Source organism: Anseongella ginsenosidimutans (genome assembly GCF_008033235.1).
Lineage (GTDB): Bacteria > Bacteroidota > Bacteroidia > Sphingobacteriales > Sphingobacteriaceae > Anseongella > Anseongella ginsenosidimutans.
This window is the reverse complement of sequence record NZ_CP042432.1, coordinates 2,472,512-2,497,628: the sequence shown is the minus strand read 5'-3', so window position 1 is coordinate 2,497,628 and position 25,117 is coordinate 2,472,512. Positions and strand designations below refer to the sequence as shown.

Genomic DNA, 25,117 nt, shown 5'->3' with positions numbered 1-25,117 from the left:
TTCAGGGTAATAGCAGTTTTTCTATCCGTCCCACCCGGAACAATACCGGAAAATCAATCATCCTGGTGTCCGCTGATCCCCAGCTTTTCTTCAGGTCGTCATAAATCTGTGCTACCGGGTCCGTGCCGTTCTTGCGGAGAAAATGCTGTACGGCCGAACCCGTCCTGATAAAGCCAATAAAATGCTCAAAGCTCCATTCAACGGTATTTTCAAAAGCAGGAACGCCGATTTCCGGGAACGGAAAGGGGATGGTTCGATAGTTTTCATCGACATACCTTCTTTCTTTGTCCCAATAAAGGTTGAGCGTATTATGGTAAAAACCGGCAAATATACCATCGATCACGGGTGTGATGCGGGGCAGCCCATAGCCAATCACGGCCAAAATCCCTTCCGGTTTCGCAGTCCTTTTTACTTCGCCATAAAATTTGTCAAATTCAAACCAATGTATGGCTTGGGCAACAGTTATCAGGTCAAAAGTATTATCGGCGAAAGCAGTTGACTCCGCCGGTTGCAGGGAATATTGAATTTTTGATGAGGGAACGCCGTTCTGCAGCTGCTGCGGACTGATATCTGTGGCATATACTTTCCCAAAATGCTCCGAAAGCTTTATTGCTACCTGGCCATTTCCGGTTCCGCAATCCCACGCGCAGCGCCGGCCGGAGACTACTGTCATGAGAAAATCAAAAAGTGCATCCGGGTAGGACGGTCTGTACGCGGCGTAACTGCCGGATTGGACTGAAAAGTTATCTTTCATTGATTTTCTGACTTAGCCAGGCGTTCGGTTCATCCTAAGATAGCAAATCTTCAACAGAACCTTGCACGCATACAGTTCGGATCTACATTGTTAAATATCCGCTTACCGCTCCGGGACCTGATCCCACACCTCATTCCAGAGAAATATCAGAGAGGTATTGAACCGGGCTTCCAGTAGCTGCCACGAAGCGGTCGTTTGATTATCGTTTGTGTACTGATCGTTAACAAGACACTCGATACTGGCCACAAGACCTGCCGCGGCTACCCTCCTTATAATGTCGCGGTTAAGCCCTCCGTTTATGGCCGGGTTGACCTCTGTATTCAACCAACTCATAAACGGATCATTTGAAGGCTCGTCGGTGTAATGCTGTACTGCCGGGAGGAGCAACCCGTTCATTAACTGAGGGATATTGGCTTTGGCCACCAATTCTGCAATAGCCGTTTCCTGTTCCTGCTCGCTCATTGACGGGTCTGCAACGATTTCCCCTATTTGTATCGCCGCCAGAATCTGATCTTCATTTACAGTCGCCTCTGCCTGGGGAATAGGGAGGGTATTCCCATCCCGGGACGCGTAAGACTCCAAAATGCCCCACTTGTTTGCTTTGCTTTCCTTCACAGCCTTTGTAAGCCGGGCGGCAAATTCTTCAAGCGGGTATTCTTCGGCATACAGCCGTGAAAGCTCCATTGACCGGCTTTCACCATCAATATCGGGAAGTTTAATATAATAATCCGCTGCTTTACTGTCGCTGTTGCTTTTGATCACTTCCTTAAAGAGGCCTTTGGTTCGCTGCACCATTTCAAGCACAAACTGGGCACGGCTTTCCGATATTTTCCGCAGGTGCTTGATGGTATCCGCCGGCAACCTTCCGGGCAATGTTTCCCAGGCTTTGGCAAGCAATTGCCGGTTCCGCTTTATATCATCCAGCGCCAGCGCTACAGGGTTCGCCGTTTCCGGATCCTTGGGCGGAACATTTGTTTCTTCTTCGCACGATAAAAAAAGAAATGCGAAAGAAATGCAAAGGATAAATAATTTTTTCATACTATATTTTTTTATTACGGCTGCTAAAATAAACCGCTTCCGTTTTCCGGGAGGCATACAATGCTTCAATGCGGACTTTGAATTGACAAAACACGGTTCCTAATTGACGGGAAGACGAGGCCATGTACCTGAAATGGCCATCTTCCCTTTTCGTCAATTCAAACGCCCCTTCCGTCAATAGTGCCCAGGCAACCATCTATTTCCCGGCTCAGATCCGAACCTGATCCCTTCTATTTGCAACAGGATTTAAATTAATGAATATGAAAAAGCTTGACATTTTAACCACAATGGTCCTATTAACACTCCTTGCCTCCTGCAAGAAGAGCAAGGAGGAGATGCCGGAACCGGCCAATCAGACGCCAAAAGCAGCGCTGCAGATAGAAGGCGCTTCCGGAAAACTATGGAACGAGGTAAAAGTGGTCGTGGATGCTTCCGATACAGATGGAAAAATTGTCTCGGTGGACCTGTATGCTAACAATGAACTGATAGGAAGCGATGCGAAAGCACCTTATGAGTTTACCTGGGATACGAGGAAATTCCCGGACGGTGAAGTTATTCTGAAGACCGTCGTGACCGACGAAATGGACGCTGCTTCTGAATCCGAAAAAAAGGTGGAAGTCATGAATACGTTGATCGCCTACGACTTGCATGCGCGCTTCCTGCCGATGAGCCCGAACTATAAATACTTTACGTTTATCACCGGAGAAAAAGGCGAGTTATTGTATTTCGACCAGATCGAATCGCTTCCTTACAAGAAAGCGGCGATGCGGCCGGAGGAATTCAATGATGAACGGTTTGATGTTCATTTTACCTATGCCAACCCGATGTTAGGCAGCATAACTACTTTTACAAAGCTAAGCCCCGGAAAATTCGCGCCCATCAGCACCGATAAAAGAGGAAAGAAGACCGGTACTTCGTCCATGAAGTTCACGAATATTCCGCCGCACGACCGGTATAATTATGCCAATTATGTTGGCAAGACACTGAATAAAGACTACGTTTACAAGGTCAGTATTTATGAGAACATGGATGTAGGTTACCTGTACCTTCGTCAAGGTAAGAAGGGGCTTTACAAGATCATTGAAGGCCTTAAAGACGGCGGCGCTGTCACTTCGCTCTCAAAAACGAACTTCGAAATGGAACTGCACGAGCTAACGATCGCCCAGAAGCTGGACAATGTCAACGTGTCCGTGTCTGGACACCTTGCTCCCGGGCCGGATGCGCCGGCCGTGACACTTTTCAGAGATCAGCAGGGATTAATACCTTCGTACCAGACCTCTTACCATCTGCCTCATAAAGCGGCCGTCTTTGACCATTTTTCCCATTCAATCTCCTTCTCCATCAACCATAAAATCCATTACATGGAGTCTTATGCGAACGTGATCTCCAAGCCCGAGTTACTGGATTTGAGCGCTCAGCTGAAAAGCCATAAGCTAAGCGATATTGGCATCAGCATCAACGGCGGCCCGCATGACATGGTATTCAGCAGATATTCTGTTTCCAACAACGGGTTTGAGTTTTCCTGGGCCTGCTATTCGGAAGATGGAAATATCAGCTTCCCCAAAATACCTTCGGAGCTTACCAAGGCCTTTTCCAAATTCACTAACGCTAATCTGGTATTTGCCGAAGCTGATGTTAACCTGTTGATCCGTGATTACGATCATCTGAAGGGGTACGGAGACTATATTAAAGCCCGTAGCGGTAGAACAGGAAAAACGGTGAAGGAGGGCGGTACTTATACCGTGGCAACGATGCAGCAATTTTTGGCACCGTGAGCGCCTTTGATCTACGGGCAGGGGAATGTTGGGTGCAGGGCATCCGGAAACCAGGATTCCTTGTCCGTAGGTTTCGGCATTGGGCTTTTCATTTTAACAGAACAATTCTGTATTTTCATTAACAATATGGCAAGGACCTATACCAATAGTGAGTTTGAGGATATCCTGATCTATTTTACCAATTCAATACTTGGTCAGAATACGGAAGAAGAGATCGCCTGGGACCTTGCCAAGAACTGTATTTCCAAGCTTGGATTCGAAGACTGCGTGGTTTATTTCGTAGACGAACATAACGAACTGCTGGTTCAGAAAGCGGCATACGGTCCCAAAAACCCACAGGAATTTGAGATCTCCGACCCCATCTTCATTCCCATCGGGAAAGGGATCACGGGCTCGGCCGCGAAACATGCCCGGTCGGAATTGATACACGACACTTCCCTGGATGAACGGTACATTGTGGACGATAAGCGCAGGTTTTCGGAAATAACCGTTCCCGTCATCGTGGATGGAAAGGTTTTCGGCGTCATCGATTGCGAGCATTCCGAGAAGAACTTTTTTACCCGGCAGCATTTGAAGATCCTAGAGGCCATCGCTTCAATCTATGCGGTGAAGATCAGCAAAGTACGCGCCGAAAGAGCCGCCAGGGAAAAAGAGCAGCATTTGCTGAGCATCCAGAAGGAACTGCTGGCGCTGAAAATACAGGCGCTGAGAACCCAGATGAATCCTCATTTCCTGTTCAATGCCATCAATTCCATCCAATTCTTCATTACCACCGGCGAACGAAAATATGCCCTGTTATACCTGACCACGCTGAGCCGGCTGATCAGGTATTACCTGGGCAACTTCGAGCAGGATACGGTGAGCATTGGCGAAGAACTGAATCTGATGCGCCATTACCTTGACCTTCAATCCATGCGCTATACCGGTAAGTTCGGATACAAATTCCATTCAGCCGTGAGTGATTACGAAGCTGCCATGAAAATACCGAACATGATCCTCGGCTCTTTTACGGAACATGTACTGGAGAATGCCGTTTTTGACAACGAAGGCAGTGGAAGCGTGAAAATAAAGATAGCGGTTCAGAATGGGAACCTGAAGGTAACGGCGCTTTACACTTCCGCCGCCGGGAATGCAAAGAACAGGCTGATGAACTACAGACAAAACATGGCGACCTGGGAAGAGCAGGTTGATTTGCTCAATCGCCTGAAGGGATTCGGCATAAAGAAGAGAAAGCATCTCAGGCATCTTGCCGCGAAGGGGCTCTCTATTAAAAAAGTCCAGATCAGCTTACCAATTACTGACTGATATGAGATCACGTTCCCTGGAAGTGTTGCAATTACTGGGCCTGACCGCATGCCTGGCACTTTTCGCTGAAAGCGCCGCGGCATTCCAGCAACCGCGCGGGGAATTGGACAGTCTTGCCGGGGCGCTGGAGGCCCATGCCAAAAAAGATACCGCTTACCTGGAAACCCTGCTCACGCTCGCCAGAAAGATCCGGCTTCAGGATTTTGACAAGTCCGAAGCTTCTTTTAAGGAAGCGATCGCGTTAAGCAAGTCGCTGCCGGACGATCTTCGCCTTGTCAGGGCCTACAACGGTGCAGGAATTACCTACGGAATGCAGGATAAATATTCCGAGGCGATCGCTCACTTCAACCAGGCATTGGAGCTGGCGCTTGAGAAAGACTTTACGTATCAAGCCGGCATCAGCTACGGTATGCTGGGGGTCGTCTACAAACGCATGGGGGAGTACACGCGCAGCCTTGAAAACTATACTAAAAGCCTGCGGATCTGCGAAACCCTGAATGACGCCGAGGGGATAGCCTCCACTAATCACAACCTGGGCGTTCTCTTCGATATGATGAGGGAGCCGGAAAAAGCGCTGGAGTACTTTAACCGCGCCCTTGCCTGGTACCAGGAGAATGATTCCGGAAAAAACGATTACGGAAAAAATATGGCTACCCTTCGTTCAAACATTGGGAACATTCACACGAACAAGGGGTCGTATGATCCGGCGATCGAAAATTACCAGGCCGCCCTGGATTATTACCGGCAGCACCATATTCCGTACTTGACGCTGAATACCCTTTCCAATATGGGGTGGATGTATTATAAAAAAGGAGACCTGACAAAGGCGGAGGAAATACTCGAGCAATCATTGACGCGGGTAAACAATTATAATCTGCCCCAGCAAAAGATCGCTATTTTGTATAGCCTGGCAAAAATAAAGGCTGATCAGGGATCTTACCGGGAGGGTATCCGGCTGGCCCTTGAAGCAGAACACCTGGCCGATTCTATCCGGAGCCTTAAGAAACGATCGGACGCACAAAGCCTGCTTTCCTATGTCTATGAAAAAGCGGGCGATCCGGTAAAGGCCCTGGATCATTACAAACAGTACGACGCGCTGCAGGACAGCCTGTTCAACCAGGACAAGACAAGAACCTACAAAAGTCAGCAAGTGATCATGGAAGTGGATGAAAAAGAAAGGGAACTGAAGGCACAAACGCTGGAAATGGCCTTTCTTAACCGGCAATTAGCAGCAGGTAACCGCTGGAAATGGATACTGGGGATCGCGTGCGCCTTCCTGCTGCCGGCCGGCTTACTTTATTACCAGAAGTACCGGCAGCGCCTGAAATATTCGGACGAACTCCAGGCCCGGAACGAACTTATTACTAAACAGAAGGCGGAAATAGAGGAGATGAACGGGCAGCTTGAAAATCGGATGCTCCGGGCGCAAATCAATCCCCATTTTATTTTCAACGCGCTTAGCGCCATTCAGCATTTCATTACCTCCAATGACAAGAAGGCCTCTCTGCATTATCTCTCCCTTTTTTCGACCATGCTGAGACAGGTCCTCGAAACTTCCGTCAGCACGAACATGACGCTTAAAGATGAAATTGAGTTCCTCGGCATTTATCTGGAACTGGAAGCCCTCCGGTTTGACGAGGAATTCATCTATGAAATAAACCTGGATGACCGGCTGGATGCTGAAATGCTGGAAGTGCCCGCCATGATCATTCAGCCTTTCGTGGAAAACGCCATCCTGCACGGATTAATGCCCCGGAAAGGAAGCCGGAAACTGACTCTGAATATTAATGATCATGACGAATACATTGCCGTTTCCCTTACCGACAACGGCATCGGCCGCGAGGAATCCGAACGCCTTAACCGTAAACAGGTTGGGAGAACACCCTCGAGGGGTATTTTTCTGACCAGGCAGCGGCTCGGGACCCTCGCCGGAAGTAACGGCCGGAAAGCAGGGGTCCATTACACAGACCTCAGGGATGAAACGGGAAAAGCATCCGGCACCAGGGTGGAAATAAACATTCCAAAACAAGAATTATAACATGATACGCGCGGTAATCGTAGAAGACGAAAAACATAGCCGGGAAACCCTGAAAAACCTGCTGTCGGAATTTTGCACAGGCGTAGAGGTTGCCGGCGTAGCAGGCTCCGTGGACGAAGCCTGCGCAGTAATTCCACAAACAAAACCAGACCTGGTATTCCTTGATATCGAGCTACAAACAGGGACCGGCTTCGATGTCCTGAATAGCCTTCAGGAACTGCATTTTGACGTCGTATTTACCACTGCTTTCGAACACTACGCCATAAAGGCCATAAAATTCAGCTCGGTCGACTACCTGCTGAAGCCCATTGACATTCCGGAATTACAGCAAGCGGTGGAAAAAGCTAAAGAACATAAAGGCGCCGCCCTTCAAAGCGAAAAACTGAGGGCCCTGCTTGAAAATATAAACGCCCGCCCTGAAGGGGACAGGAAGATTTGCCTGGGCACTCAGGAAAGCATGGAGTTCATCAGCATCCAGGACATCCTCTACTGCGAGGCCAGCGGCTCCTACACACAATTTTACCTGAAGAGCGGATCCTCTCTCCTGGTGAGCAAAAACCTGAAAGAGTACGAAAACATGCTCACAGACCACGAGTTCCTGCGCGTACACAACCGTTTTCTAATTAATTTGCGGGAAGTGAAAAGCCTTGTAAAAAGCGAAGGCGGTTATATCCTCATGAACAACAATTCCCAGATCAGCATTTCACCAAAAAAAAGGGAGGCGTTTATAGAGCGAATGAGGTCGTTATAATGCGACATGATGGGAGCCTGTCTGAAACACTTGTAGTTATATAGTTTTCCTTGCGCCGGGCGGCGATCCTCCGTACCTTTAGCTTTACTTTACAATCAGTCAGAAATGCCTGGAACGATGAACAATTTTTTGATCGATGCCCACCTGGACCTGGCCATGAACGCTATTGAATGGAACAGGGATCTGCGCAAACCGGTTTTCGAAATAAGGCAACGCGAAAGCGGCATGGGCGACAAGCCGGATCGCGGAAACGGAACGGTGGCTTTTCCGGAACTCCGCAAAGGAAACGTGGGCCTGGTGGTGGCCACACAGATCGCGCGTTTCGTAGCGCCAGGGAGCAGCTTGCCTGGCTGGAACTCACCGGAAATAGCCTGGGGTATTACGCAGGCTCAGCTGGCCTGGTACCGGGCTATGGAAGACCTTGGAGAAATGGTACAGATCACCGGGGCGGCGGGCCTGGAAAAACATTTGACACGCTGGGCGGATGAGTCCCTGCCGGCGGAGCAAAAACCACTGGGCTATATCCTGAGCCTGGAAGGCGCCGACTCCCTGGTAAACCTTTCATATCTGGAAAAAGCTTATGAAAAGGGGCTGCGGGCCTGCGGGCCGGCCCATTATGGTCCCGGCCGTTATGCCCCCGGCACCGGCATGACGGAAGGATTCACCGAAACGGGCAAAGATCTGCTTCGGGAAATGGACAATCTTCAGATGATCCTGGATGTGACCCATCTTACCGACAAGGGATTTAACGAAGCCACAAAACTTTATAAGGGGCCGGTTTGGGCCAGCCATCACAATTGCCGGGCCCTGGTAAATCACCAGCGGCAGCTGACCGACGAGCAGATCCGGATCCTCATTGAACGGGGCGCCGTTATCGGAGGTGTACTGGATTGCTGGATGTTGATGAACGATTGGGAACGCGGGATTAATAAGCCGGCGGAAAGCGGGATTAGCCTTGAAAAACTGATCGACCATTACGATCATATCTGCCAGATAGCCGGCAACAGTAAACATATCGCAATCGGAAGCGACCTGGACGGGGCTTTTGGCAAGGAACAGTCTCCTTACGACCTGGAAACGATTGCCGACTTACGGAAACTCGGTGATTTGCTGCAAAAGCGCGGGTACTCCCCTGACGATATAGAGAATATTTTTTACGGGAACTGGCTGCGTTTTCTTCGCGAGGCATGGAAATAGCCGGGTGCAGGTTACTGACCCAGTTCAAATACCGCTTCTATTTCTACGGGAATATTATCCGGCAGGGAGCCCATGCCTACGGCGCTGCGGACGCCAATGCCCCTTTCGGTTCCCCAAATCTTAGCAAACAATTCGCTGCAGCCGTTGATAACATAGGGATGCCGCCCGAAATCCGGCGGGCAATTCACCATGCCAAGCACCTTGATCACCCGTTTGACGCGATCAAGTGAACCCAGGTTAGACCTGATCGTAGAAAGTATGGTCAGGGCGGTCTGCTGCGCCGCCTGCTTTCCCTGCTCCGCATCCAGCTCTTGAGTTTGACACGCACTTTCAAAAAAACACTATAAATCGGCCAATGACAGACGTATTGGGGGTTTGTCGGAAAAAAGTGTAGAGAGCCGATGTCAGCGGAGGCCCTTTACAATCAATTGCAGGGTGCTTATTTTTGTGTAATGGCTTTTTTGAAAGTAGAGCGCAAACCATCGGGCACCTATTTACGCATTCTGGAAAGCTACCGGAATGCCGAAGGCAAGCCGACCAGCCGGGTGCTGTATTCGTTGGGGAAAGCCGAAGATTATACCCCGGGGCAGCTTCGCAGAATGGGTATTCAGCTTTACGAACTGGGCGGAGGTGAAGTGAAAGCGCTTTTAACCGGTCAGATCGAAGAGCTTGCCCGTTACAATTACGGATTTGCCCAGGTTTATAAGCGGGTGTTTTCCCACTACGGGCTGGATATTCTTTTACGGCGGATCGCCCGCAAACAAAAGCTGGAGTTCGACCTGAGGAATGCCGTGCTATTGATGCTGCTGGAGCGGCTGCAGGAACCCTCGAGCAAACGAAGCAACTGGTTGAACCAGCAGGAGTACGCCGGGGTTGATCCGGTATCGCTGCATCATTTGTACAGGGCGCTGGATCGCCTGGCCGAGAACGAGCGTTTGATCCAGGAGCGGATCTTTCAGACCGGACGGGACATGTTCAGCCAGCGGCTGGACGTTGTATTTTACGACGTGACCACGCTTTATTTTGAGAGCGAGGTCGAGCAGGAAGGAGCGCTGCGTCAAAAGGGGTTCAGCAAGGACGGAAAAATAGGCCGCACACAAATCCTGTTCTGCCTGATGATCGATAAAGAGAAGAACCCGATCGGTTATCGCATCTTTAAGGGAGACACCTTCGAAGGGCACACCTTCGGGCAAGCGCTTTGCGATCTGAAAGCGCATTATCAGATCGACAAGGTCATCGTGGTGGCCGACCGGGGCATGCTCTCGAGAAAGAATATTGACCTGACCACCGAGAACGGCTTTGAGTTCATCGTGGGAGAACGGTTAAAAGCACTTCCCCGCAGCGTGCAATCAGCCTTGCTCGATCATTCGGCCTTTCAGCACGAATGGGTGTACTCCGATCACACCGGCGAGGAAATCAAACTCCGGTATAAGATGATCTCTCATGAGGGTCGAAAAATTATCGCCACCTGGTCGGCCAAGCGGGCCGCAAAAGACAAATCCGATCGGGAAGAACGGCTCCAGACTGCCCAAAAACTGCTGCAACATCCTTCGCTGATCGACAAAAAAGCAGGACGTTTCTTTCTGCAGAAGCAGGGCGGCGGGTCCTACGCGCTGGATCAGGAGAAAATCGCCCGATCAGAAAGATACGACGGGCTGCTGGCCATCAGCACCAACAATACCACCCTGAGCGTCCCGGCCGTGTTGGAACAATACAAACAGCTTTACAAAATCGAACATTCGTTCCGGACCTTTAAAAGCCACCTGGAAACCCGTCCGATGTTCCACTGGACCGACAAACGGATCCAGGGACATATCTGTCTTTGCTACATCGCCTTTACCCTGCAGAATTATGTTCTGCAGAAAATCAACCAATCCCAGGTGAAGCTCACCGAAAACGAGCTGCGCAAAACCCTGGAAAGAATGCAAGTGAGTTTGCTGCAACACAATCAGGAGCAAGTCTGCATTCGTTCCAAGCCCCAGGGGAAAGAAGCCGTTCTGCAGCAAAAACTGGGATTGAAACAACTCCCGCCCATTCTTCCCCAAACGCAGCTAGCTAATTACCTATAAATCCTCATTTGTAGAGAGCCAATCAGAGAACCCACTACTGAGTATCAGTTAGTTAAGTCCCAATCGTGTCAAACTCAAGAATAAGCCGGCGGAAAGCGGGATTAGCCTTGAAAAACTGATCGACCATTACGATCATATCTGCCAGATAGCCGGCAACAGTAAACATATCGCAATCGGAAGCGACCTGGACGGGGCTTTTGGCAAGGAACAGTCTCCTTACGACCTGGAAACGATTGCCGACTTACGGAAACTCGGTGATTTGCTGCAAAAGCGCGGGTACTCCCCTGACGATATAGAGAATATTTTTTACGGGAACTGGCTGCGTTTTCTTCGCGAGGCATGGAAATAGCCGGGTGCAGGTTACTGACCCAGTTCAAATACCGCTTCTATTTCTACGGGAATATTATCCGGCAGGGAGCCCATGCCTACGGCGCTGCGGACGCCAATGCCCCTTTCGGTTCCCCAAATCTTAGCAAACAATTCGCTGCAGCCGTTGATAACATAGGGATGCCGCCCGAAATCCGGCGGGCAATTCACCATGCCAAGCACCTTGATCACCCGTTTGACGCGATCAAGTGAACCCAGGTTAGACCTGATCGTAGAAAGTATGGTCAGGGCGGTCTGCTGCGCCGCCTGCTTTCCCTGCTCCGCATCCAGCTCTGCCCCTACCCGCCCGATGATAAGTTCACCGGTATCAAGCACGGGCCCATGCCCGGATACATAACAGAAATCACCAACAATAAGCAGGGGCTTATAAACCCCTTTCGGAGCGGGCGCCGGAGGTAAGTTCAATCCAAGCTTTTCAAATTCCAGTTCTGCAGACATATTGTTTAAATTATAAGATCCAGGACCATCACCCCTGCCAGGCCGGAAAAAGCAATGATCGTTTCCATTACCGACCAGGTCAATAAGGTTTCCTTGACCGAAAGATTAAAATATTCTTTGAAAAGCCAAAATCCGGAATCATTTACATGCGAAAAAATAAGGCTGCCCGCGCCGGTTGCGAGTACCATCAGATTAGGATCGGCCCCGGTTACGATAATTACCGGAGCCATTATTCCCGCAGTAGTTAAGGCAGCTACAGTGGCGGATCCCACGCATATCCGGATCACCGCGCTGATGCTCCATGCGAGTAAAAGCGGATGCATATCCATGCGGCCTAAATATTCCGCAAGATAAAGGCTGATGCCGCTTTCATCCAGGATCGCTTTTAAGGCACCTGCGCCTGCGATAATAAGAAGTATCATGGCGATATCCGCTACGGCGGAGGAAAGCATGCCCATCAATTCCTGCATTTTCCTTCCTCGCCGGAATCCAAGGATATACATGGCAAACAATACAGCAAGGATCATGGCCATAGCAGGGTCGCCAAGGCCGGTAAGGACGCCCCGGAGGGAGCTTCCTCCGGGCAGATAGAAACCCGCCAACGAACCTGCCGCGATCAGGATCACCGGCAAAAAAGCGGTCAGCAGGCTCCCTCCTATTCCAGGCAGGGAAGCTACAGGCATTTCTTCAGCGACGAAAGTTTTCAAGGGGCTGGCCCGGTACTTTTTTAATGAAAGACCAAAAACCGGCCCCGCCAATATTATGGCAGGGATCCCTATTAGTGTTCCGTACAACAGGGTCGCGCCCATATTGGCCCCGAAAAGGCCTACCAGAGCTGCCGGACCGGGATGCGGCGGCAAAAACCCATGCGTTACTGAAAGCGCTGCCAGCATTGGCACCCCAAGGTAAACGGCAGGGATATTATACCGGGCAGCAATGGTGAATACCAGGGGCACCATTAGCACAAAGCCTACTCCGTAAAACAAGGGAATACCTACGATGAACCCGGCCATTACGAAAGCCCAGACCAGGTAACGTTTTCCAAAAACCTGCCTCAGCCACGAAGCTATCCGCTGCGCCGCGCCACTGTCGGCCACCAGCTTCCCCAATATGGCCCCGAACCCTATAATGATCACCAGCCCCCCAAGAGTATCCCCCATTCCTTTTTGAATGGCGGCCAGGACCACCGGAAGTTCCAGACCAAGCAGCAAACCAACCAGGATGGAAACCAACAAAAAAGCCAGGAAGGCGTTCAGTCTTGCCCATAAGATGAGAATAACCAGCAATGTAATACCCGCAAGCAGAATAATCAGCGGCATAACAAAATTCAGGTTTCCTAAGATAGGAAAAAGCCCGTCGGCAACAACGGCAAAAAATTATTTTATCTTATGAGTATTATGTATAACTTGTCCGCTGCTTTAACTAACCTTGACATATGAAAATTATTAGCCTTCCTGCTTTGCGGACCAGCAAATTGACGGGCTTGTTAGCTCTGGTACTAACCGTCCTGTCGGGCTGTAATAACCAGCGGCCCGAGCCGGTGGACCTGCGGCAGGGATCCCGTATCATGCTCATTGGCGGGAACCTGGGCTCCCGCATGATGAACTATGGGTATTTCGAAACAGAAATGCATCTTCGTTACCCGGACAGCTCTCTTTTTATCCGTAATATGTGCGATGGCGGAGATACTCCCGGGTTCCGGCCGCATGCCAGCAGGAACTCTCCCTGGGCTTTTCCGGGCGCGGAGAAGTTTCAAACCGAATATGCCGCTAATTCGCACAGTGAAGGGCATTTTGAAACGCCCGACGAGTGGCTGACAAGACTCAAAGCCGATATTATTATCGGATTCTTCGGCTTCAGTTCCTCGTTTGAAGGCCCGGACCGGCTGGAAAACTTTAAGGCGGAACTCGATGCATTTATAAAGCATACCCTTGCGCAGAACTACAACGGCCAGGCCCCGCCCCAGCTGGTCATTGTTTCTCCGATTGCTTTTGAGGACCTGTCGGCCGCCCGGGATCTTCCCGACGGCAAAGTAGAAAATGAAAATTTAAAACGCTATACCCAGGGAATGAAGGAAGTGTGCGAAGCAAATCAGGTGCGCTTTATCAATGCCTTCGATCCTTCGCTGAAATGGTATTCGCAAAGCGATGCCCCGCTGACCATTGACGGCTCTCAGTTGAACGATGAGGGATACCGGAAATTTTCGGGCTTTCTGGCCGGCCAGCTGACCGGCGGGCAAAAACCTGCCAGGGGCGTAAATACCTCGCTGGTACACCAGGCGGTGCAGGAAAAAAACTGGACCTGGCACTATGATTATAAAATACCCAACGGCGTACATGCTTACGGAAGAAGGTTTGACCCCTTCGGCCCGGACAATTATCCCCAGGAAATTGAAAAGATCCGGCAGATGACCGGAATACGCGACCAGGCGATCTGGCTGGCGGCAAGTAAAGGAGCCGTCCTGAACCTGGACTCCGCCGATCAGACCACCAGGGACCTTCCGGAAGTGGAAACCAATTATAATCCCAAAGCGAACGGCAGCCTGGACTATTTGTTCGGCCAGGAAGCCCTTGAAAAGATCAAACCTGCGCCGGGTTATAAAATTGAACTGTTTGCTTCCGAGCAGGAATTCAAAGACCTGGCCAAGCCGGTCCATGTCGCCTTCGACAATAAAGGACGGCTGTGGGTATCGGTCATGCCTACCTACCCGCATTACCGGCCCGGCGATCCTAAACCTAACGATAAAATACTGATTTTTGAAGATACCGACGGTGATGGAAAAGCGGATAAACAAACGGTGTTTGCCGATGGCTTGCATCTGCCGCTGAGCTTCGAGATCGCGCCGGAAGGAGTATATGTTTCGGGAGGAACTAACCTGCTGCTGCTTACAGATACCGACGGCGATGACAGAGCCGACAAACGGGAGATACTGCTAAGCGGTTTCGACGACCATGACACCCATCATAATATCAGTGCCTTTGAGGCCGATCCGTCGGGCGCCATTTACATGGGTGAGGGTGTTTTCCTGCACAGCAATGTGGAAACTTCCTACGGAACCGTACGCGCCACCAACGGCGGCTTTTTCCGCTACGATCCCAAACGCCATCACCTGGAACGTACTGCCCAGGTATCCATTCCAAACCCCTGGGGCATTACGTTTGATGATTGGGGACAGCCCTTCTTCGCTGAAACATCTTCGCCTGACGTTCGCTGGATGCTTCCCGGTACAGGTTTGCCTCGGTATGCCGAAGCCAACCCAAAATCCTTCGACCTGATTGAACCGGCCCACCGGGTACGGCCCACTTCCGGGCTGGAATTTGTATCAAGCCGCCATTTCCCTGACGAGGTACAGGGAGACCTGCTGATCAATAATACGATCGGTTTCCTGGGAATGAAGCAGCATACCATGGAAGACGAGGGAACCGGGTACAAAAGCCATCACCGGCAAGACCTCTTCGTGTCCGATGACCGCAATTTCCGCCCGGTGGACATGGAATTTGCCCCGGATGGATCCTTATATTTCATTGACTGGCACAATGTCCTGATCGGTCACATGCAGCATAATGCGCGTGATCCGCTGCGTGACCATAAGCTGGGCCGGATTTATCGCGTTACTTATCCCGCGCGTCCCCTGGTGCGTCCGGCCTTTATCGCCGGCGCTCCGGTTGATACACTCCTTGAAAACCTGAAGTTGCCGGAAGCAAGCAGCCGCTACCGCACCCGCCGCGAACTGAGGGGAAGGCCGGCCGGGGAGGTACTCTCCCGCTTAAACGCCTGGTGGCAGGCGCTCGATAAAAACGATCCCGCATACGAACATCACCTGGTGGAGGCTTTATGGGTAAGCTGGGGTTTAAACCAGGTTGACCGCGAGCTGCTGGACCGTGTGCTGAACTCACCCGATTACCGGGCGCGGGCCGCGGCCGTACGCGTAGTTCGCTATTACGGATATAAACTTCAGGACACAAACGAATTACTTATGAAAGCTGTCAATGACGAACACGGACGCGTCCGTCTCGAAGCCATTCTGGCGGCCTCCTGGCTGCCTGACCGGGAAGCCGGCCTCGCGATACTGGAAGCCGCCGGGGAAGCTCCCATGGACAAATGGATCGCCCCCTCCTATGAGGCCGCGGTAGCCCATCTGGAAGGTAAGAATGTGAAAGAAAAGAAGCAGGAAAACCAGCCCCTGGAAACTACCCTCAAAGGCAAAGACCTGGACCTGTTTAAAAAAGGAAAAGAAATTTACGCCCGGGACGGATTCTGCGCCACCTGTCATCAACCGGATGGAAAAGGCCTGGAAGCATCCGGCTTCCCGCCGCTGGCCGCTTCCCCCTGGGCAACCGGCAATGAAGAACGGCTGATAAAACTGACCTTGAAAGGCCTAATCGGCCCCCTTGAGGTCAATGGAAAGAAATATCCCGGCCAGGTACCCATGACACCATTCGAAGGCCTGTTAAACGATGAGGAAGTAGCCGCGGTACTCACCTATGTGCGAAACGCCTTCGGCAATAAAGCGACGGTAATCCGTCCCGAACAAGTAGAAAAAGTACGCGCAGCCGTGAAGGACCATTCAGGTTTCTACACGCCGGAAGAACTGCTAAAAGCCCATCCCATGGAAAAGTGATCAGCTATTCACAATGCTTTTCTAACGCTTCCAGGACCATCTGACTATCGTCCCCGAGTGATATGGCTTTATGTAGATCTTTGCAGATCTTCATGAGGTCAGATTCCGGGATTTTAACTTCTTTAGATGCGATTATCTGAATATCTTTCGATTGCGACAATTTTCGACTACTTCCAAATTCGTATTTTCGGATGATTGCAAAAGCCCTGTTCGCATATGCATTTGTGAAATATGGTTCAATTTCTAACGTTCTGTCAAAATCCGCGATCGCTTCATCGAATTGGAAGTCGTTAAGTTTCATTGTTCTCATTCAGGGCTTCTTTATTTTTGACAATGTCAATTCTATCAATTTCGTTCTGTTTCAAAGCCCCAACCCCGGCTGCCTACTCTTCACTTTCTGGAATTGAATCTACAATAAAAAGTACGTTTCCCATTTTTGCTTTGACCGAATCCGGGAATCGATATTAAAATCAGAATTATCGTTGATGCTATTTTCATTTTATATTTTTTTCTGCTTGTTGCCAATACATAAATATACATTTTATAGAAAATGCGCTAAATTTAAAGATGAAATATCATGAAGTTAAGCCTTGTACAGCTTTAGAAAGCCATATCCATGCTTTCTGGGAATTGAACGGCGATGAAAGCGCTTGTAAATGGGAGCGGATTTTTCCTGACGGATGCCCCGGGATGGTTATAAATTTGGGAGCGCCTTGCAAAACAGATAATGGCTCAGCAGTAATGGAGCATGGCAAGACGTATGTGGTAGGGACCATGACATCCTTTAAAGATAGCTTAATTGATTCAGATACACACTTGTTAGGCGTATGCCTGAAACCAGCCGTGTTTTCGTCCTTTTACACCTATGCTCCGCAAAATGAATTAACCAATAATACCGTCGAATTTGATTTGGGGCTTTCGTTCGATTTCGGGAAGATAATGAGCGATCCGGTGCCGTATCTTAACAGCTTTTTTTCAACCAGAAAAAGAGATAAACATGCGCCTCTTCAATCCGTTTTAACCGATATTCATCAGTCAAAAGGAAGATATAGCATCAGCGTTCTTGCCAAAAGAAATCACACTACTGTAAGGCAATTAGAACGGGACTTTAAAACACATATTGGTGTTACGCCGAAAGAATATTCAGCGATCATCCGCTTCCAGGCTGCCTTGTCATTATTGAATACCGCTAACCATAAACGAAACTTAGCAGCCGTAGCTTTTGAATGCGGATTTTACGATCATGCGCATCTTAGCAATGAAATGAAGCGGCGCACCGGGCTCGCGCCATCTCAATTTTAATTTTGTCGGATTTTTCCAAAGCCCGGGCAAAGCAGCCTGATTATTTTTGCATACTGAACAAACAATAAAAAAATAAAGCTTTAACCATGAACAAATTATTCTTTGATAGCGGCATTTCCCTTGACGGCTTTCTGGCAGGCGACCATCGCGGCCCTCAAAACCCTTTGGGAGACGGGGGAATGTCCATTCATAATTGGATGTATGAGGGCGGACAGGAAAACGGGCCGGAAAGTAAACTGGTTGAGGACACGCTCGCAAGGACAGGGTCCTACATCATGGGGAAAAGAATGTTCGAAGAAGGAGAACCGAACTGGCCGGAAGATCTCTATAAAGCAGACGTATATGTGTTAACACATGAAAAGCGAGATCCCTGGGTACAGAAAGGAACTACCGTTTTCCATTTTATAAATGATGGAATAGAAAGCGCCGTCAAAAAAGCGAAGAATTCGTCCAGAGGGAAGGATATCAGAATACAGGGGGGCGCAGAAACCATTCAGCAGTTTTTAAACGCGGGGCTGGTAGATGAGTTTATCCTGCATATTTCACCGGTCATCCTGGGGAGCGGAATTCGCCTTTTTGAGGGTATTGACAAAACAAAGTTCATTATTGAGATTGCGGAGGTAATCCCCGGCGGACTAAGCACGCACGTAAAGTATAACCTCAAACTAAAAGATCAATGAAAAAAGTAGTTTTAGATTTAGCAGTAAGCCTTGATGGTTTTATTGAGGGTCCCAATGGGGAAACAGACTGGTGCATTCTGGAAGACGATATGAATTTCGAAGGATTTCTTGCAAGTATTGACACGATATTTTACGGCAGGGTAAGTTACGACATTTGGGGTAATTTTCAGCCCGGCTCCGGTGCCAGTCAAATCGAACAGCAGCTGTGGAAAGATGTAAACTCAAAACATAAAGTTGTTTTTTCGAGCCAAAGCCGGGATGATGACAACGCCATCTTTATAAATTCCGACATTACGAATAAGGTGAAAGAAATCAAAGAACAGGGAGGAAAGGACATTTGGCTCCACGGCGGCGCGGGCCTTATCAAAACCTTTATCGAATTAAACCTTATTGATTCATACCGTTTGTCGGTACATCCGACAGTTTTGGGCAGCGGAACTCCCCTGTTCAAAGACTTAAAGGAACGAATAGCGTTAACGTTGGTTAAAACCAATATTTTTAAATCGGGTGTTGTACAGCTCATCTACGAGCCCCGGAAATAATGGCCGCCATCAAAGAAGCTGGCTACAGAAAACGGTGTTGCCCTCTTGAATTTTTCCTGCTTCACAGCCTTCCCAACGCCGGCGGCTACGCAGGTTTGGCCTTTTCAGTTTGAAATAAATTACCCCTTCCGTAATTTCTGGATTTTTTGTAGTTTCATGTAATCAAAACTTAACGATCATGAAACGTTTCAGCCTTGTACTCAGCGCCTTGCTGCTGGCGTCATTGCTATGCCATGCGCAAACCCAAAACGACCAGGAGGCCATGCAAAAAGCGTGGATGGAATACATGACTCCCGGTGAAATGCATAAAATGCTGGCAGAGGATGACGGTGAATGGACATCCGAGATCACCTTCTGGATGGCCCCCGACGCTCCTCCCACGACTACCAGCGGCACCAGCACTAACAGGATGATCATGGACGGCCGCTACCAGGAATCTGTATTCTCAGGAGAGATGAACGGCATGCCCTTCGAAGGTATTGGTGTTACGGGATATGACAAAGCAAGAAAAGTTTTCGTAACTACCTGGATTGACAACATGGGGACTGGAATGATGTATCTTGAGGGGCAGTGGAATGAAGCTGATAAATCCATAACTTTCCGCGGAACAATGACCGATCCGCTAAGCGGCGGGGAAGTAGAGATCAAGCAGGTCATAAAAAGGATCGATGAAGACACGCAGGTGATGGAAATGTACGACACCAGGGACGGAAACGAGTTCAAATCAATGGAAATCAAAATGACCCGGAAATAGCCGGTTCCAAGGTTACAATAACTGCATCAAAGTTACCACCAGTCCGATGATAAGGGCTGCCTGGGCAAGCCTGTATTTCATGATCTCTTCGCTGAGGTTTTACCAGGTAATTTTACAATATTCATAATAAACGTATCTTTGAAAAACCAATCGGGGGAAACCCACCAGTATGAAAGTAAAAAAATGGTTCGTGCTTTTTCTGGCCATCGCAGCCTGCAAAAGCCATTCGCAGGACCTTCGACCGAAGCAGCTATCCGGACAATTAGACAGTTTATTCAGCTTTTATGAACAGCATAACCTGTATTTCGTCAGCGTGGAGCTGGAAAAGGCCGGCGAGTTGCTCTATCAGCGGTCCGTAGGTTATGAGAATCTTGAGAAAAAGAAAAAGCTGGACAGCAGCAGCGTCTTCCTGGTAGGTTCTATTACCAAAACCTATACGGCCGTTATGATCATGCAGTTGGTAGAAGAGGGAAAGATCCGGTTATCGGATAAGTTATCCCGGTTTTACCCGCAGGTTCCAAACGCCTCCGGGATCGATGTAGAAATGCTGCTCAGGCACCGGAGCGGCTTGTTCAATTATACTTCCAATGAAAACTTCCTGTCAGAAGTAAGCAGCCCGGTTTCGAGGCAGGAACTACTGGAGCGATTTTACAGGCTGGACACCATTTTTTCCCCGGGAACCCGGTACGAATACAGCAATACAAATTATATGCTGCTTGGCTTCATCCTGGAAGACCTGACCGGCGACAAGTATGAAAACCAGCTAAAAAAGCGGATCCTTGATAAATTGAATTTAAAAAACACTTATTACGGCCGGCCGGACGACCGCTCGAATTTTGCCCTTTCCTATCAATACCAGGATGGTCAATGGACGGAAACGCAACCTGAATGGAATACGGACTGGGCGCTCGGAGCAGGGGCCATCTCGGCAACAGTGAATGATATTTCCGCTTTTTACAAGGGGCTGTTTTCCGGAAAGCTGGTTTCGGAAGAAAGCCTGCGGCAAATGATGGACCTCAGGGACAATTATGGCCTTGGCCTGGCCGGCATTCCTTACGGCCGGGAAACATTTTACGGACATGCGGGAGGAATAGAAAATTACCGGTCGATATGCGGCTATAACCCCGGGGACCGTATCCTGTTTACTCAGGTTTCTACTGCCGCCTTTAACGGTAATCCCAATGAGATCAGCATCCAGGTTTTGAATGCGGTGTATGAAAATAAGGTAAGTTACCCGGACACCGTTCAAAAAATCGAGGCAAAAGTGCCGGTAGATGTTCTCCGCACTTATGAGGGCACTTATTCCGCTTCTGGTGTCCCGCTGGATATCCGCATCTTTGTTAAAGACAGCACGCTGCAAGGGCAGGCGACAGGACAGGCGGCATTTCCGCTTACAGCCTATTCGAATACAGAATTCGGATACGAAGACGCAGGGATAAGCATGGGGTTCTTCATGGAGAACGAAACCCAAAAGTTCCACTTTAAACAAGGGCAGATTCAAGCTGACTTCAGCAGGAAGCCATAGATCCCAATTTTTAGTTTTCCCGTTATTTTATTTATCTTCCACCCGGACGCCAACTTTTTTTAAGGCAGACTGTTGATAATCAAAAGGATGAGAAGAAGTTTATTACGCCAGGCGAGAAAAGTAGTATGAAGCAAATGACTAAATCATGTAGTACGTTAGAAAAAGTTAGTTTTTCACAATTTCTTACAGATTTTGAGGAAACGTTGAAAAACCAATTCCGGAGGGAAGGGGATATCAACAAATTGAGTTTAAAAAGAGGGCTGTCACCGGCTATCTGGAAGGAAATAATGTCCAACGCGCCCTTGTCTGTTGCCATACCTGAAGCGTACGGAGGACGGGGGAGCCAGGTGAAAGAATGCCTGGCGCTGATGGCAGCCGCTTCCTATGAATCGCTCCCTTTGTCTCTTACCTTTGGAATCAATATCGCGCTTTTCCTGGAACCTGTCGCAAAATACGCCAACGAGGAAGTAAAAGCGGAAATATTCAACCGCTTCCTGACCGAGCAAAACATGGGTGGTTTGATGATCACCGAGCCGGAATACGGCAGCGACGCCCTGAATATGAAAACAGCCCATAAGGAGCTGAACGATTGCTACCGGATAAAAGGCATCAAACACTGGCAGGGACTCACCGGCCTGGCCGATTATTGGATCATTGCTTCCAGGAAAGCTTTGCCTACAGGAGATTTAAACAGGGATATTGAATTTTTCATTTGCGACGTTACCCAGGAGGGACAGGAAATAGAAGTGGAAGAATATTTTGATTCCATCGGCCTGTATATGATCCCTTACGGCAGGAATAAACTGAACCTTAAAATTCCCAAGAAATATAAACTGGAGCCGGAATCCACAGGCATAAAAATGATGCTTGATATCCTTCATCGCAGCAGGATGCAATTCCCCGGAATGGGAATGGGCTTTATTAAACGAATGCTTGATGAATCCATCGCTCATTGTAAAAACCGGATAGTGGGCGCAAGCAACCTGTTGGCCCTGGATCAGGTACAGTTCCAGATATCGAGGATACAATCTGCATATACGCTCTGTTCGGCGATGTGTTCGCGGAGCAGCGAAATAAGCAGCTTTGAGAATAACTTAGCTACCCAAGGCCTGGAAGCTAACAGTATGAAGGCGATGGTAGCCGACCTCATGCAGGAATCATCTCAGCTGCTCGCACAAATGTCCGGCGCAAAAGGTTACCGCATAAGCCATATCGGGGGGCGCGGAGTAATGGACAGCCGACCTTTCCAGGTATTCGAGGGCTCCAATGAAATGCTTTACAGCCAGATCGCTGAAATGGTTTTCCGCGAAATGAAAAAGCAAAAAAGGCTGAATCTGCTGGACTACCTCAAAAACCACCCTCTCACGGCGAAGGTAAGCGACCATTTCAGAAAAGAACTGAACTTCATTATTGATGCCATTGTGCCTCAGCGGAAACTGGTTGATCTTGGAAAAATACTTGCCCGTGTGATTTCAGCCGGCTATGTAAAAGAGCTTTATGAAAAAGGCTTCCGCAAGGATCTTGTTGACAGCTGCATTGAAACCGTCGAACAAGAAGTTGCTGCATTGGTGAGTTCCTTTAAGTTCCCCAACACGAATACGGTGATCTACGATTATGCGGAGAACAGTTCCTGGCTTAAATATTCCTGAAAGCCGGCATCAGGCTCATCGGGTGTGACACAAATGCCGGGAGCAGGGAGCCGTGTGCTTCCGGAAGTTGCCGCGAGCTGGTGCCGCCGGTTCACTAAAACACCAGGCGCATTCCGCCGTAAAAGTTCCGTAAGGGGGCCGCATTGTAGAAGCGGCTCCCAAATGCGTTAATATCGTTTCCCAGGCTGTATTTCTCATTCAGGAGGTTATCCGTTCCCGCATATAGCTCCAGCAGGTAATCGCCCAGCTTACCCTCCCATTTCAGCTTTAGCTGTAACAGGTGGTACCCGTTGGCATAAACGCTGTTGGCATCATCCAGCGGAATGCGGCTGGTGAAATTATGCTGAGCTGTTACCTGGAACGCGCGCGGGAGATCAAGAGAAATATTAGCTACCGCGACGTGTTTGGGAACACCGGTAAGCTCCTTTCCTGAATAATCATCTGCGCCCTGCAGGTATTCACGGAAGCGGAAGCGGCTAAACGTATAACTGCCGCTTATCTGCATCCCCCGGAAAAGCCCAGAACTCCGCTTATCCATTACCCGGGCGCTTATCATTGACTCTACGCCCAGTTGACCGGTTCCGCCCGCATTGATAAAATATTCCCCGCCCCTTCATCCAGCCGCCGTACGATCGCTTCTTTCATCCGGTAATAAAACACCGAGGCGTCCGCCTGTAAGCGTCCGCTCCCGGGCATAAAACGGAAGCCGGTTTCATAGTTCCATCCTGTTTCAGGATTCAGCGCAGTATTGATAGTAATGTTGGAGGGCCTAATTTCCGCGGTCGTTGGCTGAGAAAAACCCCGGCTTAGCGAGGCTCGCCATGAAAATTCCGGGTTAAGCAGGTAAGAAAGGCTCAGCCGGGGCATCCATTCGGGGGAAAACCTTATTTCGCCCGAAGAGGTTCCGCCCGCTGTATTTCCCGGAGAAACATCCTCTCCGGGCACATCCGGGTCGCCGGGCGCCTGGCCGGCCAGGTCATTAAAGGCATAGCGGTTATAATTCAAGCTTACAGCCGCTTCAGCCCGGAGGCGCCCGGCCAGATCGGCGGAAAACCTGGTAAAGTAAAAATACTGGCTGGTGCGAATGGCGTCTGAAGCCTGCAAACCACCTTTCGTGGCATTGCCCAGGTTGTCAAAGTTGGTAATTTCATGACGCGAACGCTGCCACTCCAGGCCAAGGTGCCATTTCCAGCTCACGTCCCCGAAATGAAAAGAATTATGGCTTCCGTCCAATTCCAGGTAAGTACGCAAGCCGTAATTCTCTTCGCTGCGCATCTCAAAATTGGTGATGAACGGATTCTCAAAATCAGTATAAGAGCCAAAAACCGCCAGCATATGCCGCAAGCCGGGAGCCAGCTCGAATTGGTGCGAGAGCCCGCCAAAAAGAGTCTTGTTCCGGATCCCTGCCTGCTGTTCCACAGCTCCCGGGTTCGGTCCGGCAGCCGGACGAGCCTGCCGGGGGTCAGCCTCGTATTGCGCCGGGTTCAATCCGCCCGGGGTGGCATAATCCATATCAGCATAAAACGCCAGGGCTTTCAGCTGGCTTTCCGGGCGATAATTCCAGCGATGGGAAGCCTGCAGGTAATGCCTGCGCATGCCTGAATGCTCCCGGTAGCCGTCTGATCGCAGAAATGCTTGGTTGAAATCGAAGCGGGACTTTTCCCAATGCTGCCGGAAACCCAGGTTTTCATGGAACATTCCATAGGAACCGCCGCTTAAACCGGCATTAAGGATGCTCGTTGGGGGTACGGCGTCCTTGTCCGGCAAACCCGTGGATGACCGCCGCCGGCTGCCTGTCCCGGCGCTTCCGGGCGTATTAACCAGCAATACCCCGCCCGAATTAGCGCCAAACAAGCTCCCGTGAGGCCCTTTCAGCACCTCAAGGCGGCCAATACCCCTGGGATCTATCAGGTTCAGGTAGGTATTCCCTCCTGCGTCGGTCAGCGGGAACTCATCCAGGTAAACTTTCACATTGCGAACGCCCCAGGGGGAGCGCAGCAGGCTTCCCCGGATGGATAAACGATAACTTCCCGGAGAGCGCTCCTCCATTCTGACACCAGGGACTGCATTCAGCGCGGGAAGGAGGGATTCATCCGCCTGCCGCTGCAACTGAGTTAAATTCACTATTCCTACCGAAGTAGGCGTACGCAATAAAGGCTGGCCGGATATATACCCCTCCACCGTCACCTCGCTTAGCTGGGTTACAGAATCAGGCTGGCTGGGATCCTGCGCCGTTAAACTTCCGGAACAATAGAAAAGGACTAAGAAGAAAAGGGCAAGCCTGTGCATATA

General features: G+C 49.8%; 21 protein-coding genes. 14 read left to right on the top strand and 7 right to left on the bottom strand.

Going from position 1 to position 25,117, the window contains the following annotated elements:
- Position 1: 1 nt before the first annotated feature.
- Together FRZ59_RS10280 and FRZ59_RS10275 are read right to left on the bottom strand one after the other, a co-directional pair.
- Positions 2-754 carry a class I SAM-dependent methyltransferase gene (locus tag FRZ59_RS10280; protein WP_132130152.1) on the bottom strand — a complete coding sequence of 251 codons (753 nt, stop codon included), beginning with the start codon at positions 752-754 and terminating at the stop codon, positions 2-4.
- Positions 755-856: 102 nt separating this feature from the next.
- Positions 857-1,792, bottom strand: a complete 936-nt coding sequence (locus FRZ59_RS10275) for a hypothetical protein (RefSeq protein WP_132130151.1) — start codon at positions 1,790-1,792, stop codon at positions 857-859.
- Between the two features lie 260 nt (positions 1,793-2,052).
- On the opposite strand from FRZ59_RS10275, the gene FRZ59_RS10270 reads away from it, so the two are divergent.
- From FRZ59_RS10270 to FRZ59_RS10250, 5 genes are all read left to right on the top strand, one after another.
- Positions 2,053-3,567, top strand: coding sequence for an Ig-like domain-containing protein (locus tag FRZ59_RS10270; RefSeq protein WP_132130150.1), 1,515 nt, complete (start codon positions 2,053-2,055; stop codon positions 3,565-3,567).
- 126 nt (positions 3,568-3,693) lie between these two features.
- A complete protein-coding gene (locus tag FRZ59_RS10265) occupies positions 3,694-4,872 on the top strand; it encodes a histidine kinase (protein ID WP_132130149.1) in 1,179 nt (392 codons plus the stop codon).
- A gap of 1 nt (position 4,873) precedes the next feature.
- Positions 4,874-6,910, top strand: coding sequence for a tetratricopeptide repeat protein (locus FRZ59_RS10260; RefSeq protein WP_132130148.1), 2,037 nt, complete (start codon positions 4,874-4,876; stop codon positions 6,908-6,910).
- A gap of 1 nt (position 6,911) precedes the next feature.
- A complete protein-coding gene (locus FRZ59_RS10255; RefSeq protein ID WP_132130147.1) occupies positions 6,912-7,661 on the top strand; it encodes a LytR/AlgR family response regulator transcription factor in 750 nt (249 codons plus the stop codon).
- A gap of 117 nt (positions 7,662-7,778) precedes the next feature.
- Positions 7,779-8,858 (top strand): dipeptidase, encoded by a 1,080-nt coding sequence (locus FRZ59_RS10250; RefSeq protein WP_147698310.1) that lies wholly within the window; start codon positions 7,779-7,781, stop codon positions 8,856-8,858.
- Between the two features lie 11 nt (positions 8,859-8,869).
- Here the strand turns inward: FRZ59_RS10250 and FRZ59_RS10245 are convergent, their stop codons facing one another.
- Entirely contained in the window at positions 8,870-9,067 is a 198-nt protein-coding gene (locus tag FRZ59_RS10245; RefSeq protein ID WP_432417389.1) for a RidA family protein, read from the bottom strand.
- 243 nt (positions 9,068-9,310) lie between these two features.
- On the opposite strand from FRZ59_RS10245, the gene FRZ59_RS10240 reads away from it, so the two are divergent.
- Positions 9,311-10,927, top strand: coding sequence for an IS1634 family transposase (locus tag FRZ59_RS10240; RefSeq protein WP_158640601.1), 1,617 nt, complete (start codon positions 9,311-9,313; stop codon positions 10,925-10,927).
- Positions 10,928-11,027: 100 nt separating this feature from the next.
- On the top strand, positions 11,028-11,276 hold the full coding sequence (locus tag FRZ59_RS10235; protein ID WP_147698406.1) for a membrane dipeptidase: 249 nt from the start codon (positions 11,028-11,030) through the stop codon (positions 11,274-11,276).
- Positions 11,277-11,287: 11 nt separating this feature from the next.
- Here the strand turns inward: FRZ59_RS10235 and FRZ59_RS10230 are convergent, their stop codons facing one another.
- Both FRZ59_RS10230 and FRZ59_RS10225 read right to left on the bottom strand, forming a co-directional pair.
- The gene (locus FRZ59_RS10230) at positions 11,288-11,752 is read right to left on the bottom strand and encodes a RidA family protein (RefSeq protein ID WP_147698308.1); all 465 of its coding nucleotides are present in this window, start codon (positions 11,750-11,752) and stop codon (positions 11,288-11,290) included.
- A 5-nt stretch (positions 11,753-11,757) separates the two neighbouring features.
- Positions 11,758-13,071, bottom strand: a complete 1,314-nt coding sequence (locus FRZ59_RS10225) for a gluconate:H+ symporter (RefSeq protein WP_132129610.1) — start codon at positions 13,069-13,071, stop codon at positions 11,758-11,760.
- A 116-nt stretch (positions 13,072-13,187) separates the two neighbouring features.
- Here FRZ59_RS10225 and FRZ59_RS10220 point away from each other — a divergent pair, with 116 nt between their 5' ends.
- The 7 genes from FRZ59_RS10220 to FRZ59_RS10185 all read left to right on the top strand — a co-directional run bounded on the left by FRZ59_RS10220 (position 13,188) and on the right by FRZ59_RS10185 (position 22,825).
- Complete coding sequence (locus FRZ59_RS10220) at positions 13,188-16,373, top strand: PVC-type heme-binding CxxCH protein (RefSeq protein WP_132129609.1); 3,186 nt, start codon at positions 13,188-13,190, stop codon at positions 16,371-16,373.
- 567 nt (positions 16,374-16,940) lie between these two features.
- Positions 16,941-17,675: a helix-turn-helix domain-containing protein gene (locus FRZ59_RS10210; RefSeq protein WP_132129608.1), complete on the top strand. Its 735-nt coding sequence runs from the start codon at positions 16,941-16,943 to the stop codon at positions 17,673-17,675.
- Positions 17,676-17,761: 86 nt separating this feature from the next.
- A complete protein-coding gene (locus FRZ59_RS10205; protein ID WP_132129607.1) occupies positions 17,762-18,355 on the top strand; it encodes a dihydrofolate reductase family protein in 594 nt (197 codons plus the stop codon).
- Positions 18,352-18,897: a dihydrofolate reductase family protein gene (locus tag FRZ59_RS10200; protein WP_132129606.1), complete on the top strand. Its 546-nt coding sequence runs from the start codon at positions 18,352-18,354 to the stop codon at positions 18,895-18,897. The genes FRZ59_RS10205 and FRZ59_RS10200 overlap by 4 nt, the downstream gene beginning before the upstream one ends.
- A 178-nt stretch (positions 18,898-19,075) precedes the next feature.
- Positions 19,076-19,651 carry a DUF1579 domain-containing protein gene (locus FRZ59_RS10195; RefSeq protein WP_132129605.1) on the top strand — a complete coding sequence of 192 codons (576 nt, stop codon included), beginning with the start codon at positions 19,076-19,078 and terminating at the stop codon, positions 19,649-19,651.
- Positions 19,652-19,820: 169 nt separating this feature from the next.
- Complete coding sequence (locus tag FRZ59_RS10190) at positions 19,821-21,176, top strand: serine hydrolase domain-containing protein (protein WP_132129604.1); 1,356 nt, start codon at positions 19,821-19,823, stop codon at positions 21,174-21,176.
- 203 nt (positions 21,177-21,379) lie between these two features.
- Positions 21,380-22,825, top strand: a complete 1,446-nt coding sequence (locus FRZ59_RS10185) for an acyl-CoA dehydrogenase family protein (protein ID WP_225975019.1) — start codon at positions 21,380-21,382, stop codon at positions 22,823-22,825.
- Positions 22,826-22,919: 94 nt separating this feature from the next.
- Here FRZ59_RS10185 and FRZ59_RS19465 read toward each other — a convergent pair whose 3' ends face one another.
- A complete protein-coding gene (locus FRZ59_RS19465) occupies positions 22,920-23,381 on the bottom strand; it encodes a TonB-dependent receptor domain-containing protein (protein WP_349290785.1) in 462 nt (153 codons plus the stop codon).
- 5 nt (positions 23,382-23,386) lie between these two features.
- Positions 23,387-25,114, bottom strand: coding sequence for a TonB-dependent receptor (locus FRZ59_RS10180; RefSeq protein ID WP_262713109.1), 1,728 nt, complete (start codon positions 25,112-25,114; stop codon positions 23,387-23,389).
- Positions 25,115-25,117: the final 3 nt, after the last annotated feature.